We start from the raw sequence: 15,389 nt of genomic DNA on the forward strand, positions 1-15,389 counted from the left end.
CCTCGCCGGCGAGACCACGGGCTCAGAGCTGCGGGCTTGCCTCGGCCCTGGCCAGCCGATCGGCCATCCGCACCAGATCGGCTAAGGACTCTGCCCCCATTTTCTTCATGACCTGGCTGCGGTGAAGCTTCACCGTGGCTTCGGTGATCGCGACGCGGTCGGCGACCTGCTTGTTCAGCAAGCCGGCCGCCACCAAGGCGAAAACCTGCCGCTCACGTTCGGAAAGGGTCTGGTGACGGGCGCGGAGCACCTGGTCGCCCTTGGCCTCTTCCCGGCGTTGCCGGTCCGAGGCCAAGGCCCTGTTCACGGCCTCCAGAAGATCCTGTTCGCGCACTGGCTTGGTCAGCACGTCCACCGCGCCGGCCTTCATCGCCCGAACCGCCATCTGGACGTCGACATGGCCGCTGATCAGTACGACCGACTGGGGTGCGCCGCTTCTGGCCAGAGCTTCCTGGAACTCCAGACCGCTGCGACCCGGCAGCCGAATGTCCAGAACGATGCAACCTGCCCGTTCCATCTGGCCGGAATCCAGAAACCCCTGCACGGACCCGTAGATTTCGGTCACCAGCCCCACGGATTGGAAGAGGCCGCGCAGGGCTTCGCGAACGCTTTCATCGTCGTCGATGACGGCGACGACGCGCTCGCCCTCGCCGTCCTTAGCCGTTGGAAACATCAACGCCGTATCCTTCCGCCAAGGGCAGGGTGAAACTGAACACGCTGCCACGCGACCCGTTGTTGCACGCCCAGATCCTGCCCCCGTGGGCTTCGATGATCGAGCGGCAGATTGAAAGTCCCATGCCGATCCCCTCGGCCTTGGTGCTGAAGAAGGCCTCGAATAGGCGTTCGGGGTCATCGGTCACCAGACCCGGTCCTGTGTCCGTGACCGTCACCATCGCGTCGCCGTCGCGGATCTCGGCGCGCACGGTCAGGCTTCGCGGGCTCTCGGCTGCGGCAGCCATAGCCTCGACGGCGTTCATGACCAGATTCAGCACGACCTGCTGCAACTGGGTGCTATCGCCTCGGATGGCGATGCCGAAATCGCCAAGCTGAGCTTTTGCGACAACGCCGTGGCGCCTGAATTCGCCCTGCAGCAGGTCAAGCACTACGGGAATGACCTCGTCCAGGCGCACCCGGTCCAAACGCGGCGCGGATTTGCGCGCCAGATTACGCAGGCTGGTGATGATGTCGCCCGCCCGATGCCCATCGCGCACGATGCGTTCGGCGGCCTGACGCGCCATGGCGAGATCCGGCGCATCTGCGTTCAGCCAGCGCAAGCACGCCCCGGCATTGGTGACGACCGCCATCAATGGCTGATTGACCTCGTGGGCGATCGACACCGCGAGTTCACCCATGGTCGTCATCCGCGTCATATGGGCCAGTCCATTCTGGCTTTGCCGGAGGTTCTCCTCCGCCCGTTTGCGGTTTTCGATGTCGACATTGACGCCGAACCATTGTGTGAGGTTGCCGGCGCTGTCGAAGAACGGGCACGCCCGGATCAGGAACCAGCGATATTGGCCGTCCGCCCGCAGCAGGCGCAGCTCGGCTTCTCCAGGCGTTCCAGCGGCGATGATCTGGCCCCACAACTCCATGATCGGGTCTCGGTCATCGGGATGTATGTAGTTGGCGAAGCCATAACCCAGGACGTCTTCGAGCTGCGCGCCCGCGTAGTCGAGGTACTGCTGGCTCCAGAATGTCGTAGCTCCGTTCCCGTCGGACGACCACGTCAAGCCGGGGATCGACGAGAGGATCTGTTGCAGATGGCGCTCGCTGTCGCGGAGCGCCGCCTCGCTGTCGCGCAGCGCGTCCTGCGCATCCTTCCTGTCTTCGATGTCGATATTGACGCCAAACCATTCGGTGAGCTGTCCTGCGTCGTCGAAGGAGGGGCTCGCTCGAAAGAGCATCCAGTGATAGCTGCCGTCCGCCCTCCGTAGGCGTGCCTCGTGCTCGTTCGCGACACCCCGGGCCATGGCGGACTCCCATGCGCCAAGCAGTCCCGCGACGTCTTCGGGATGGATCGCGCTCATCCATCCGCCGGACAGCGCCGGCTCGGCCCCCTGGCCGATGTAATCGAGATACTGCTGGCTCAGGAACGTGATGGCGCCGTCCGCGTCGGCCGACCAGACAAGGCCGGGGACCGCATTGATGATGTGCTCAAGCCGGCGCTCGTTGCCCCGAAGCGCGGCCTCGCTGGCGCGCAAAGCCTCCTCTGCTCGCTTTCTGTCCTCAATATCGACAACGATGCCGTACCATTTGAGAACGTTTCCATCGTTGTCCAACAGCGGGCTTTGGCGAAGTGTGAACCACCTGTATTCGCCATCGCGGCCCCTCATGCGGCCTTCCGCCTCCCTAGGCCGCTTTGAAACGACGATCTCGTCCCAGACGGAGCGCAGATGCTCCACGTCTTCGGGATGAAAAAGCCGATAGTAGCCTTCGCCCTCGATCTCCTCGAAGGCGACGCCCGCAAAATCCAGGAAGGGTTGGTTCCACGAATCCAGCATGCCATCGGGTCTTGTCGACCAGACCATGGCGGGGATGGTGCTGATCGTAAGGCTTAGCGCCTGCTCGCTTTGCCGTAGCGCCGCCTCGCTGGCCTTGAGGGCCTCCTCGGTGCGCTTGAGGTCCTCGATATCCAGATCGACCCCGAACCACCGAACGGTTCCGTTCGCGTCGGCAAACTTCTGGCCGGCGAAATAGAACCATCGATACTCTCCGTCGAACCGCCGGATCCGAGCCTGTGCGAGCGAGGTGTCCTTGTCTTGAGCCTGGAGCCAGGCCTCCATCAAGCTGTCCACGTCGTCGGGGTGGATCACGTTGGCGAAGCCGAAGTCCAGGACCTCTTCGGCGGGAAGACCGACGAAGTCCAAGTACCTCTGGTTCACGAAGTCGGCGCTGCCGCCGGCTTGGGCGGACCAGATCAGGACCGGAAGCGAATCCAGGATAAGGCTGACATTGCGCTCGCTCGCCACCACCGCGGCMTCGGCGCATTTGCGATCCTCAATGTCTAGGTTGACGCCATACCAGCGTACGACCTCTCCGTCGGCGTTCAGCAAAGGGCTGCAGCGGCAGATCAGCCAGCGATACTCGCCATCGGCCCGACGTGACCGGCCCTCGATGTCGCCGCCGGCCTTGGAGGCCATCATGACCTGCCATTCGGCCACCATTCGGTCGACGTCGTCGGGATGGAACTGCGCCAGGAACCCCGTTCCCGCCAGCTCTTCAGCGGGCAGCCCGATAAAATCGATGAACTGCTTGTTGAACATGTCGGCGTAGCCTTCGGCCGTGGTCGACCAAGCCATGCCGGGGATAGTGTCGAGCATCAGGCTCAGCGCCCGCTCGCTCTCGCGCAGGGCCGCCTCGCTGGCCCGCAGCGCGTCCTCAGCCCGCTGCAGATCCTCGATGTCGATGTTGCAGCCGAACCATCGCACGACGCCGTTGGCGTCGGTGAGCTTACGGCCCGCGAAATAGAACCAGCGGTACTGGCCGTCGGCGCCACGGATGCGCCCCTTCAGCGAGGTCTGGTCGCTGTGGGCCAGATCCCGTGTCCAGATCTCGACCATGCCCGCCACGTCGTCGGGGTGATAGAGATCCAGGAAGCCCCATTCCAGGATCTTGTCGGCCGGTTCTCCGGCGTACTCACGCCAGCTTTGATTGATGAAATCGGCGCTGCCGTCGGGCCGTGCGGACCAGACCAGGACCGGCAGCGAATTGATGATCAGGTTGAGGTTCTGCTCGCTCGCTAGCAGGGCGGCCTGGGTCTCCTTGAGCGCTGTCTCGGCGCGCTTGCGATCCTCGATGTCCGTACCCGCTCCGTACCACTTGATGACGTTGCCATCCGCGTCGAACAGCGGGTTCTGCCGCAGCACGAACCAGCGGTACTCGCCATCGGCGCGCCGGATGCGGCCCTCGACATCGCGGGGACGCTTGGTGGCCATGATCTCCTGCCACGAAGCCAGCAGGTGAGCGGTGTCGTCTGGGTGGAAGATCGGCCAGAAGCCCTGGCCGCCGATCTCCTCGGCCGTCCATCCGACATAGTCGACGAAATTCTGATTACAGAAGTCGATCAGTCCGTCCGCCGTCGTCGACCAGGCCATGGTCGGGATGGTGTTGATGGTCAGATGAAGCCGCCATTCGCTTTCCGCCAAGGCCGCCTCGGAAAGGGGCTTGTCGCGAAAGTCCGCGGGCGGCCGCCGGTCGCTCAGTTCACGCATCTCGCGGCACGCCAGGCCGGCCTGTGACGCGGCGAGCTTGAGCTTCGAAAGCTCCATCCGATCCGGGAAGGCGGCGCGGCGCGCGCCGGCCAGGATCACACCAATGCTGGCGTTTCCGCCCAACGGGCATTGGACGACCGACATCGCCTCGCCGCCGATCGTCTGCCTGGCCCCGGACGTCTCGATGGCGGATCCGCTTTCCAAGGCGGCGCGGATGTCTTCAGGCTGGCATGTCTCGCCGAACGCTGGAGCCACGCGCAGGAAGACGTGCGTGGTGTCGTTGAATCGCAGGCCCACGAAATCCAGGGCGAGCATGTCGAGCAAGGTGTCGAGCACGCTTTCCGCGATGGAAGTGGGATCAAGTCCCTTCCAGGTTTCGGGCAGATGGCTCAGGCGCTCGATGTCGCGATGGAGCTGTTCCAGAGTCTGATCTTTCGGTGATCTGGGGCATGACGTGCGAGGGCGCCGCAAAGGAGCCCTGGCCTGTCTCTCCCACGCAGTTCAACCTAACGAAATCGAAGTTCGCGTTCCATCTCAACCAAGGTCTAGCCGTACTCGACGATAGGTTAGGGCGGAAAGTGATTGGTCGTCAGCACGATGGCGCGCGCTGCGGGTTCGCGTCGACACGTCGTGCCAAGGCGCCAGAGCGGCCAAGGTGATGCAAGGCGCTAGGCCCAGCTAGACGAACGTCGAGCAGGACGCGTCCTACGGAGAGAGAAGCGCGACCATGGACGAATTGAACCCGTCCGACACGACACCCTAGCCTCGATGCACAATCAGAGGAGGGTGGCTTGTTGAACCTTTGGAAATCAATTCGCCACCGCCGCGATGCGGGCGGCGTGGATCTGCCGAACGGAGCCGCGTGCTCATGACCCACGCTCCCAGCTTCGCTTTCGGCGAATATCTCTTCATCCCGCGGCGCCAACTACTGCTGAAAAACGGCCAGGCCGTTCGCATCGGGTGCCGGGCCCTGGATCTGCTGACCGCCTTCGTTCAGCGTCCCGGCGAAGTGCTCAGCAAGCGCGAACTGCTCGAAGAGGCCTGGCCCAGCACCACGGTCGTTGAGGGAAATCTCAAGGTCCATATCGCCGCCTTGCGCCGTGCGCTCGACGACGACGCCGGCCTGGCCCGGTACATCGCCACCGTGAACGGTCGAGGCTATCGGTTTATCGCGCCTGTCGAGTGTCGCGACGCGTCGACGGCGCTGGCGAGCATGGGGCGCCAAGCGCTGGTCGACGAGGCCCGACACGCAGCTGTCGGGCCGCTGGAAGGTCGCTTCCAAGATATCGTCGCGTTGTTGACCCAGGCGATGCGCTCCGTGGTTATCGACATGCCCGGCGAGGCGGAGGTGGGCGCGGCATCGGCGACGCCGCGCCGCATTCTGTGCATTGAGCTGACCGCCCGTGACGAGGTGTGGATCGAGGGCGTTTTCGCCCAGCCCCAACGTATGATGTCCGCGACGCGGTGAGCCTCGCGGACATCGAACGCTTAGCCACCAAGCCTATTTGACGACCTTGCGGTCCAGGAAGTCGTGGATCAGCGGCGCCATGACGTCGAGGCGGTCCTCCAGCGCGAAGTGGCCGCTGTCGAGGATGTGGATCTCAGCCTTGGGCAGGTCGCGCAGATAGGGGTGAGCGCCTTCCTCGGGGAAGATCTTATCGTTCTTGCCCCATACGATCAGTGTCGGCGGCTGACGATCGCGGAAGAACTTCTGGAAGTCCGGATAGAACGGCACGTTGGAGCCGTAGTCTCCGAGCATGTCCAGCTGGATGTCGCGGTTGCCCGGCCGATCGAGCAGCGCCTGGTCGTGGACCCAGTTGTCGGGGCTGATCCGCGCCACGTCGCCCATGCCGTCGGTGTACTGGAACTTGGTGATGTCCGGCGTGACCAGGTTATTCAGGGCGTCGCGGTTCTTCTGCGAGCGATCCTTCCAGTAGACCTTGATCGGATCCCAGAACGGCGACTGCAGGCCCTCGTCATAGGCGTTGCCGTTCTGGACGATCAGGCCGCTGACCCGTTCGGGATGCTTCAGCGCCAGGCGGTAGCCGATTGGGGCGCCGTAATCCATGACGTAGAGGGTGTAGCGCTTGGCGCCCAGCTGGGTCGCCAGCTTGTCGACGATGTCGGCTTGGTTGGCGAAAGTATAGGCGAACTTGGCCGGGTCAGGCGCGTCGCTCTGACCGTAGCCCGGATAGTCCGGAGCGATGACCCGGTACTTGTCGGCCAGCAGCGGGATCAGGTTGCGGAACATGTGCGACGACGTGGGAAAGCCGTGCAGCAGCAGCACCACCGGACCGTCGGCCGGACCGGCTTCGCGATAGAACACCTTCACGCCGTCGATCGTGGTCGTTCGGTAGTGGATCACCGGGGGTGCGGGGCGCGTGACCGCGGCCTTTTGGGCCGGGGCGGCCAGGGCGTGGGGCGCGGCCGTCAGGGTGACGACGGCGAGCGCCAGGGACGTGAGCAGTCGAGTCATAGGGTCTCCTCGGTTTTTCGGGGTTGGGGTTTTCGGGGGGTGAGGGGCCTCGCCGCGCTCTTGGGCGCGCCGAGATCGGCGGGCGGCGCCACTACCGGCTTGCGTCGGCCGCCATCGCGATAAAGTCGGCCACGTAGCCGGGCTTGGAGAGCATCACCGCGTGGCTGCTGGTCGTTTCGACGAGCGTGGCCCTGGCCCGCACCGCCATGGCGCGCTGGGCGGCGGGCGGGATCATCAGATCTTGGGTCGTCAGCAGATAGTAGCTGGGCTTGGCCTTCCAGGCCGGCGCGCTGATCTTTGCCCCCACGGCGCCGAGCCCCCACGGAACCTGGGAGGCGGCCATGAAGCGGGTGATCGCCGGGTCGACGTCGGCGGCGAAGGCCGCCGCGAACTTCGCGGGATCGATCTGGATGAAGCCGTCCTTGGGCGGCAGCAGGGGCGCGGGCGGCGCGCCTGGAACCGGCGTGCTGGCCAGTTGCAGCACGGACTCGCCGGCGTCGGGCGCGAAGGCGGCAAGATAGACCAGGCTCTTGACCTTGGGGTCGACGCCGGCCTCGGTGATCACCGCGCCGCCGTAGGAATGGCCGACGAGGATCACTGGGTGCCGGGCTTGGGCAATGGCTTCCCGGGTCGCCGTGGCGTCGCCCTCCAGGGTGATCGTCGGGTTCTGGACAATGAGGACTTGGTAGCCCTTGTTCGACAGAAGCTCGTAGACCGGACGCCAGCCCGACGCATCGACGAAGGCGCCGTGCACGAGCACGATCGAAACCGGCTTCTCGGCGGCGAGGGCCGCGCCGGTGGCCGCGGAGGTGGCCAAGGCCGCGATCATTCCAACTAGGGCGCGCTTCATTGTGGTCTCCATCGTGCAGCCGAGCCCGAGCGGGCGTTGGCTGATGGATAGTCCATTGAAGACCACTGCGAGGGTTATGTGTGGTAAATATTGGTCATCATGTGCACTATCTTCCCAAAAAGAGGATGAGAGATTTTATCTCTGGATCATGTGAACTGATATAATTTTTCTTTTCATTGTGTTTTCACGAGAATTTACGACGCTTTACTCGCTTTGACGGTTCGGATGAAATATTATCCTCTAGCACAGAGCGCCCCTCAGCGGCGCCGATCCGTGCGCGGAAAATCTTGAGGAAATCCGATGACGACGTCGCCGAAGCAAAAATCGAGCGTCTTGCCCACCGGCGGCGGCGCTGCGCTTCTGGACCCCGCCGATGCGGTGATCCTGTTGTTGGACCACCAGTCGGGCCTGTTCCAGACCGTCAAGGACATCCCCGTGGCGGACCTTCGGCGCAATGTCCAGATGATCGCCAGACTGGCGAGCCTGCTGGACATCCCGGTGATCACGACCGCCTCCGAACCCACCGGCTCGAATGGCCCGCTGATGCCCGAAATCCATGAGCTGGCGCCGCACGCCGTCTATGTGCCGCGGAAGGGCGAGGTGAACGCCTGGGACAACGGTGACTTTGTCGCCCAGGTGCAAGCCACCGGCCGCAAGACCCTGATCATGGCCGGCGTCTGGACCAGCGTCTGTGTAATGTTCCCCGCCCTGGACGCGTGTGCGGCCGGTTACGAGGTCTACGCTGTGGTCGACGCCTCCGGCGATCCCAGCGAAATGGCCTCGCGCACGAGCTTAGCCCGTTTCGTGCAGGGCGGGGTCAAGCCGACATCGACCAACGCGCTGCTCAGCGAGATGCATCGCACCTGGGCGCGCCCCGAGGCCGCGGAGCTTGCCAAGCTCTATGGCTTGGCGGCGCCAAATTACGCGGCGGTCATGGAAAGCTTCCAAACGGCGCAGGCCGCGGCCAAGGCCGCCGTCTAGCGGCGTAGGAGGGGCGCCTCGACCAGGGCGACCCTCCTACGCGCTCAGCGCTGGGTCTGGTCAAGGCTCTCCCGCAACGCGCGGTTCTCGACCTCCAGCGCCTCAAGCTTCTCGTGCAGCGGTTCGACCGCTCGGGCGATTTCAGCTTCAGTGAACCGCGGAACGATGTGCTGAGGACAGTTCCAGTCGAAGGCCGCCAGACGCAGTCGAAAGATCCGCTCCGGCCTGGCGCGATAGCTGGGATCGACGACCTTCTCCAGGAGCGCGGGATCGGCATCAAGCGCGAGGCGCTCGGCACGAGCCAGAATCTTGAGCCTGGCCCGCCGGGGATAGTCGACCAAGATCAGGGCCACGCGGTCGTTGGCGTCCAGATTGCCGACGCTGATGTACTGGCGGTTGCCGCGGAAGTCCGCGAAGGCCAGCGTGGTCTCGTCGATGACCTTCAGGAAGCCGGTCGGTCCGCCGCGATACTGAACGTAGGGCCAGCCGTTTTGCGAGACGCTGGCCATGTAGAAACTGTCGCGCGCGGCGATGAAGGCCTCTTCGTTCTCGGTGAGCGCCTCAAACTGTCGATCGACTTCCCCGGGCGTCCACAGATGGTCAACGCCCATTTCTGCCTGGGCCGATCTCACGCTCGCCGAGGTGGCGAGATCCAGGAAGCTGTATCGGCTCACGAACAATCCCTCATCGCAGACGCTCCGACGCGGGCGCGGGTCCTTAGTCGACCAACGCCGCGTCCAGGGTGATCTCGGCCTTCAGAAGCTTGGAGACCGGGCAGTTGGCCTTTGCGCCCGCGGCCAGCTTCTCGAAAGTCTCCTGATCCGCACCGGGGATCCTGGCCTTGAGGGTGAGGTGCGAGGCCGTGATCGCATAGCCGCCATCGATTTGCTCGAGCGTAACCCTGGCGGAGGTGTCCATCTGCTCGGCGCGTAACCCCGCCTCGCCGAGGACCAGCGACAGGGCCATGGTGAAGCAGGCCGAGTGGGCTGCGGCGATCAGCTCTTCGGGGTTGGAGCCGGGCTGCCCCTCGAACCGGCTGGCAAAACCGTAGGGGTAGGCTTGCAGAGCGCCGCTCTCGGTCGAGATCGATCCCTTGCCGTCCTTGATCCCGCCGCTCCACGCGGCCGAACCGGTTCTGACGATCTTCATTGGGTTCTCCTTCAGCTTCGAAAGCGTTCAAGGGAGCCATGATCAAGCGCCGCTGGCTTGAACGAAAGCGGCTTTCCAGGACGGCGAGGCGAATCCTGAAGCGAGCAAATGAAGGTCAGCTTCCTGGAGCGACCCCAAGGTCCGCTCCTGGCGCCACCCAGCCTGCTATGCAGACCTATAGATCGGCGGCGAAGGGTGGGCTGCGGACCCGTGTCTTGCGGGAAAATCCGTATATCATCCGCGAACGCCAGTGGCGGCGACGGACTGCCAAAGGCCAGCGGGGCGTGGGCTATGGACATCCGACACCTGAAGCAGGTGATCGCCATTCGCAAGTACGGCAGCTTCGCCAAGGCGGCCAAGGCCATGGGCGTGTCCCAGCCCAACCTGTCGAAGAGCGTCGCCCGTCTCGAGGACAGCTTGAAGCTCAAGCTTTTCGACCGCACGGCCAAAGGGACCAATCTGACTCCGATCGGCGAGCTGATCGTCGACAGGGCCGACGCGGTGATTGCCGAAACCCGGAATCTGGCGCGTGACGCCGCTCTGCTGGCGGGTGGCGAGACGGGGATCGTGCGGATCGGATTCTCGTCGTCGATCTGGACCGCGTTCGCGACGCCGCTGCTGGAATGGGTCGTCAGCCGACATCCCAATCTCAGGATCCACGCCGAGGTCGCCCCCGCGGCCCGTCTGCTGCCGCAACTCGAAGCGCGCGAGCTGGACGTCGTGTTTGTCGCTCAGCCGCCGGACCCGTCGGAGACGGCTTATGTCTCCGAAGCCGTCCTTGAAGCGGCCTCCGTGTTCGTGGCCAGCCCTTCGCATCCGCTGGCGAAGGAACGGGGCATCTCCATCGAACGCCTGTCGGAATTCAAGTGCGGCGGCGCGCTATCGCCAAATTCCAGCAACGCCAAGAACCTGGGGTTCGAAAACGAAAACCTCGGAATCTACACGGCCAGCCACTACGACTTGCTCCTGCCCCTGGTCATGCGCGGGGACCTTGCTCTCTTCGCGCCGTCGTTCGTCGTGCGACCCTATCTGCAGACCGGCGAGGTCGTGGTGTTGGATTTGGAGCAGCGGTACGATCAGAAGTACCACGTCGTGACCACGCGCGGCGCCAGCCATTCCCCCATCGTTCGGGAGATACGTGAGCAGGCCCGCGTGATCGGCTGTCAGCTTCGCGATGAATGGGGCGCGGTCAGCGGCCGGTTCGACGAAACCTAGGAAATGGGGCGGGCCGGTCGTTAGTCGACGAGCGCCTCCAGACCGTGGTCCTGAACCACGGCGTCCAGCCGCCGGACCGCGCTGTCGAACAGGGCCTCGGCCCGATGGTGGGTCAGGTCATTCGCGCTGCCCGACTGGATCACATAGAAGAAAACGACAAGGAGCCCCCGGCGATAGTCTTCGAAGAACGCGTCGTAGCCATAGTCCTCCACGCCGCCGGCTAGGAACCTGTCGTAGTATCCGCGCAGCAGGGCCGGCTCGTGAGCGCGACGCAGGTCCGTGGTGACGCTGATTGAGAGCAACTGGCTGACGTCGACGGCGCCGCGAGCCTGGAGGGCGACCTGCCAGTCGATCGTCGCAAGAGTCGCACCGTCGGGGCTGTCAGCGAACATCAGGTTATCGGCGCGGAAATCGCCGTGGCAGAGCGTTCGCGGAGGCTTGGCGACATCGATCATCAAGCGCTCGATGGTCGGGGCCATCCGCTCGCCGACACGGATCAGGGTCGGCGACGCCCGACCGGCGAGGAATGGCTTGAAGGCAGGCCAAGCGGCGGCGAGTCGGGGGCCGGTCCCCGCCCAAGGGCCTTCGCCGAACGGTTGGATGGAAGCTTCCAGGGCCGCCAGCTCGGGCCGGTTCCACCATCGGGCGTGCAAATCGGCTAGCGCGTCCAGGGCTAGCCGGGCGCGCTCAAGGGACAGGCCGGTAATCTGGTCGCCGTCGGCGGCCGGCGAAAGGTCTTCCATGACCAATGCGAAGCGGTGGGTCTCCGGATCAAATTGCGTCACGTACGCTTTCGGAACGCGTAGGCCGACGACTGAGGAGATGTCGCGGTAGAACGTCACCTCGCGCTCGTAGAGGCCCCAGGCACGGGCGATCTGCAGGACTTCGGGGACCTTGGAGGGCATCTTCGCGACGAGTGTCGCTGGGCCTGACGTCGCGCCCGGTGTGTAGCCGAGGTGAAGCCGATGGAGGTCGGTCGCCATGCCGACGCCCTCGCCAAGGCGTTCGGCTCTGATGGAAGCCAAGTTCGAGAAGGTCGCGACATCGGGCGGCTGAACCGACGCGCGTAACCAATCGGGGCTGATCTGCTGCACGTCGTCCGGGATTGCGATCATTACCGCCCTTGTCGCAGTCGAGTGCTCCGAAGAGCATGACTATCCCCCAGATTGGCCTTAGCTGTACACATGGACATCCGCCACCTCCGGCAGATACTCGCCATTCGCGATCACGGCAGCTTCGCCAGAGCGGCCGAGGCGTTGAACATGGCGCAGCCGGCGCTTTCGAAGAGCGTGGCCAAGCTCGAGAACGAGCTGCGCCTGACCATCTTCACACGCACCTCGACGGGTTCGGAGCTCACGCCGATGGGCGAGATGATCGCCGATCGCGCCGAGCGGGTGATGGCCGCGACCCGGAACCTGGCGCGCGACGCCGCCCTGGTCGCCGGGGGCGACGCGGGCGCCGTTCGGATCGGGGTGGGAACCCTGCTGAAGGATACGCTGCTGCCCCGGCTGCTGCTGAAGATAGTCGAGACCCACCCCCATCTACGCCTGCAGATCGAACTCGGCGCCGGCAACCGCCTGCTTCCGCTGGTTCAGACGCGCGAGCTCGACCTGGTGCTTTGCCCCACAGACGCGTCCAATAGCGCCCTGGCCTATGTCGAAACGATGCAGGCCGAGGTGGTGTTCGTCGCGTCCCCCACCCATCCGCTCGCGACCGAGCGCTCCATCTCTATCGAGCGCCTCGCGGAGTTCCCCTGTGCGGGGCCGAGCTCTCCGGCCTATACGGCCTCGACGTTCCTGGGGCAGGCGGCGGATTCGGGCGGTCTGGACTCCTACACGGCCAACGACTTCGACGCCCTCATGCCGCTCGTACTGGCGGGGCATGCGGCACTGATCACCCCATCCTTCTTTGTCCAGGAAGCCATTCGCGCCGGGACGCTGGTGCGGCTGGACGTCGCGTGGACGGCTGTGCAGGGCTACGGCTGCTACACGACCCAGGCCGCAAGCTTCTCGCCCATCCTGGCCAAGATCACGAGCTACGCCGTCGAACTGGGCGAGGCGATCCAGCGAGAGCGGCAGGATCTGCGCGGCTGAGCCGGCCGCGGACGCGCGGCTTCACGCCAGCGGAAGCGTGGCCACGATGCTGGTCCCGGACTCATCGCTCGAGATCGTCAAATGGCCGGAGAACTGTCGGACGCGGGCCTGCATGCCGGGGATGCCCACGCCAAGAACCGGATCGCCCTGACCCGATCCCATGCCGCGGCCATCGTCCGCGACGGACACCGTGAGCCGGCCGTTGACGACGCCAAGCTCGACCGACACACAGCGCGCCTGCGCATGCCGATGAGCGTTCAGCAGGGCTTCCTGAATGATCCGCAGCGCGGTGTGCCGCAGCGGTGGAGGAATGCAATCGACCACCCGGTCCGCCTCCAGCACGACCTTTAGTCCGGTCCGCCTGGCAAAGCCCTCCACGAACTGGCGCACGCTGGCCGACAGGCCGTCCGGCCCAAGGTCGCGCGGCTCGATCAGGTAGGAAAGGGTCCGCGTCTCCTTGAGGGCTTCGTTCAGCGACGTCTCGACAGTGTCGATGATCGCGGCCAAATCGCCCAGGCATACGGCCCGTCGCAAGCGCGCCAGGCCAAAGCCGGCGGCGACCAGATTCTGGCTCGTGGAGTCGTGCAGTTCGACGGCGATGCGCTGACGCTCGTCGTCCCTGGCGGTGAGCAGCTCCTCGGAGGTCGCCCGGAGCGCTTCCTGCATCCTGACCATCTCCGTCAAATCGTCATGGATCGCCAGGAAACGGCCGTTCGCGCCGACCGAGAGCGGCGTGATCCGCATCTGACGCCAGCACAAGCCGCGGACGGTCCATTGGGCATAGGTGCGTCGGACGTCTTCGGCGTCGCCCGACAGCAGGCGCCGCAGGCTGAACTCGAGCGCCGGACGGTCGAGGTCAGGCAGGAGGCCGCAAATCGCATCGACGTAGAGGGCGCCAATCCCCGCGTCGCGCAGGGCGACATCCTGGACAGCGAAGGTGTTCCGCCAGGCCTCGTTGACCTCCACGATCCGCCCGCCGTCGTCCAGCAGGACGATGTCCGGCGATCCGGCCGCGACATGCGAGGGCCGCGTCGGGAGGGATCGCTCCTGGAAGGACGCGGTTTCCGCCGGCCTGATGGTTCCAGCCCGGCCGCGAGGCTTCATATCGTCGCTCAGGCTGCTCATGGTCGCTTGCGCCCTGACGCCGTTGCCTGGGCCAAAGCCCCCCAGAAGTCCGTGCATGCATCGTCCTCCGAACTTGTCTCGACCTCGCCGCGTCGCTGTCCTGCATGCGGCGACAGAAGGGTCTATCTTCCCGGGGTGTTGGCGGGGGCCCGTAAGCCGCCATCGCCGCCCCTGCCAACCATGAACCGATGACCTGAAACTCTTGGACGGCGACACCTCGACCCTCACGCAACTGTGGCGCGATTTCTAAGGCCGGTGAAATACAGCTATCGGGCCGCCGCTATTCCTCCAGGTTATGGCTTGTGAGGTTGTGGATTTCGGCCGCCTGGAATAACGCCTTCCTGAGCGGCGGGGAAAGCGCGGTTCGTCTCCCCCCATTGGCGGCCAACGGCAGACGCGCTGATTTGCATAGCATGGGCTTAGAGCGTGCCGGCACGCGGCCCTTCAAAGGCGGCAACGAGTCAAAAGGCCGTCAATTCACGTCATGGACGCCAACGTCCGTCTAGGGTCGTAGATCGCCGTTGTCGTCGGCGAGCTAATGTCCGGAAACCGGATGAGCGTTATAGGCCGCTCCGCGGCGCCTGAATGTACCGGGCTGAACGTGGTAGAATGAGGCGAGGGATGTGGCCAATTCGCAGGAGGCGAACATGGCTCAATTTGACCTCTTCCTTCCGCCTAAGCGGCCTTGGAATACTGCCCGCATCATCGGCCCCAAGCCGCCATTCAAACCAAAGCACATCTGGGGAATTCGCCAGCAGCTGAAAGCTAACGGGCGAGTGCGCGACCTGGCGATGTTCAACTGCGCGATCGACGCCAAGCTTAGAGGGTGTGACCTCGTGAAGTTGCGCGTCAGCGACGTGGCGCCCGGCGGGTTAATCCGAGCGCGTGCGACGATCATCCAGCAGAAAACGGGTCAGCCCGTTCCCTTCGAGATCACGGAGCCGACGCGCGATGCTCTGGCCACCTGGATCAAACTTCGCGGCCGACGATACGACGACTGGCTGTTTCCCAGCCGCAGCCGACCGGGCGGGCACGTCAGCACCCGACAGTACGCCCGACTTGTCGGTAAGTGGGTGTCGATGATCGAGCTTGAGCCGCGGGCTTATGGAACGCATAGCCTGAGACGAACGAAGGTCGCGCTGATCTATAAGAAAACGGGCAACCTGCGGGCCTGCCAACTTCTCCTCGGGCACCGGAAGCTGGAGAGTACGGTTCGATATCTTGGCATCGAGGTCGACGACGCGCTCGAGATGTCCGAGGCAATCGACTTGTAGGTTACACGCCTCAAGCAG

General features: G+C 64.6%; 13 protein-coding genes. 5 read left to right on the forward strand and 8 right to left on the reverse strand.

Annotated features, from left to right (window positions below):
* Positions 1-22: 22 nt before the first annotated feature.
* On the reverse strand, positions 23-673 hold the full coding sequence (locus tag AC1DMQ_RS00360) for a response regulator transcription factor (RefSeq protein WP_477031558.1): 651 nt from the start codon (positions 671-673) through the stop codon (positions 23-25).
* On the reverse strand, positions 657-4,544 hold the full coding sequence (locus AC1DMQ_RS00365) for a PAS domain S-box protein (protein ID WP_477031559.1): 3,888 nt from the start codon (positions 4,542-4,544) through the stop codon (positions 657-659). The genes AC1DMQ_RS00360 and AC1DMQ_RS00365 overlap by 17 nt, the downstream gene beginning before the upstream one ends.
* Before the next feature lie 532 nt (positions 4,545-5,076).
* Between AC1DMQ_RS00365 and AC1DMQ_RS00370 the strand changes: the two genes are divergently transcribed.
* The gene (locus AC1DMQ_RS00370) at positions 5,077-5,676 is read left to right on the forward strand and encodes a winged helix-turn-helix domain-containing protein (RefSeq protein WP_477031560.1); all 600 of its coding nucleotides are present in this window, start codon (positions 5,077-5,079) and stop codon (positions 5,674-5,676) included.
* A gap of 33 nt (positions 5,677-5,709) precedes the next feature.
* On the opposite strand, the gene AC1DMQ_RS00375 is transcribed toward AC1DMQ_RS00370, so the two are convergent.
* Positions 5,710-6,684 carry an alpha/beta fold hydrolase gene (locus tag AC1DMQ_RS00375; RefSeq protein ID WP_477031561.1) on the reverse strand — a complete coding sequence of 325 codons (975 nt, stop codon included), beginning with the start codon at positions 6,682-6,684 and terminating at the stop codon, positions 5,710-5,712.
* Positions 6,685-6,775: 91 nt separating this feature from the next.
* Positions 6,776-7,534: an alpha/beta hydrolase gene (locus AC1DMQ_RS00380; protein ID WP_477031562.1), complete on the reverse strand. Its 759-nt coding sequence runs from the start codon at positions 7,532-7,534 to the stop codon at positions 6,776-6,778.
* 300 nt (positions 7,535-7,834) lie between these two features.
* On the opposite strand from AC1DMQ_RS00380, the gene AC1DMQ_RS00385 reads away from it, so the two are divergent.
* Positions 7,835-8,515 (forward strand): isochorismatase family protein, encoded by a 681-nt coding sequence (locus tag AC1DMQ_RS00385; protein WP_477031563.1) that lies wholly within the window; start codon positions 7,835-7,837, stop codon positions 8,513-8,515.
* Between the two features lie 44 nt (positions 8,516-8,559).
* Here AC1DMQ_RS00385 and AC1DMQ_RS00390 read toward each other — a convergent pair whose 3' ends face one another.
* The gene (locus AC1DMQ_RS00390) at positions 8,560-9,189 is read right to left on the reverse strand and encodes a pyridoxamine 5'-phosphate oxidase family protein (RefSeq protein ID WP_477031564.1); all 630 of its coding nucleotides are present in this window, start codon (positions 9,187-9,189) and stop codon (positions 8,560-8,562) included.
* 43 nt (positions 9,190-9,232) lie between these two features.
* On the reverse strand, positions 9,233-9,664 hold the full coding sequence (locus AC1DMQ_RS00395) for an OsmC family protein (RefSeq protein ID WP_477031565.1): 432 nt from the start codon (positions 9,662-9,664) through the stop codon (positions 9,233-9,235).
* A 291-nt stretch (positions 9,665-9,955) separates the two neighbouring features.
* Here AC1DMQ_RS00395 and AC1DMQ_RS00400 point away from each other — a divergent pair, with 291 nt between their 5' ends.
* The gene (locus AC1DMQ_RS00400; protein ID WP_477031566.1) at positions 9,956-10,879 is read left to right on the forward strand and encodes a LysR family transcriptional regulator; all 924 of its coding nucleotides are present in this window, start codon (positions 9,956-9,958) and stop codon (positions 10,877-10,879) included.
* Positions 10,880-10,899: 20 nt separating this feature from the next.
* Here the strand turns inward: AC1DMQ_RS00400 and AC1DMQ_RS00405 are convergent, their stop codons facing one another.
* Positions 10,900-11,994 (reverse strand): oxidoreductase family protein, encoded by a 1,095-nt coding sequence (locus AC1DMQ_RS00405; RefSeq protein ID WP_477031567.1) that lies wholly within the window; start codon positions 11,992-11,994, stop codon positions 10,900-10,902.
* A 69-nt stretch (positions 11,995-12,063) separates the two neighbouring features.
* Between AC1DMQ_RS00405 and AC1DMQ_RS00410 the strand changes: the two genes are divergently transcribed.
* Entirely contained in the window at positions 12,064-12,972 is a 909-nt protein-coding gene (locus AC1DMQ_RS00410; RefSeq protein WP_477031568.1) for a LysR family transcriptional regulator, read from the forward strand.
* Between the two features lie 21 nt (positions 12,973-12,993).
* Here the strand turns inward: AC1DMQ_RS00410 and AC1DMQ_RS00415 are convergent, their stop codons facing one another.
* The gene (locus AC1DMQ_RS00415; RefSeq protein ID WP_477031569.1) at positions 12,994-14,097 is read right to left on the reverse strand and encodes a PAS domain-containing sensor histidine kinase; all 1,104 of its coding nucleotides are present in this window, start codon (positions 14,095-14,097) and stop codon (positions 12,994-12,996) included.
* A 647-nt stretch (positions 14,098-14,744) separates the two neighbouring features.
* Here AC1DMQ_RS00415 and AC1DMQ_RS00420 point away from each other — a divergent pair.
* A complete protein-coding gene (locus AC1DMQ_RS00420) occupies positions 14,745-15,371 on the forward strand; it encodes a site-specific integrase (RefSeq protein ID WP_477031570.1) in 627 nt (208 codons plus the stop codon).
* Positions 15,372-15,389 lie beyond the last annotated feature (18 nt).

This window comes from Caulobacter sp. 05L422 (assembly GCF_056397765.1).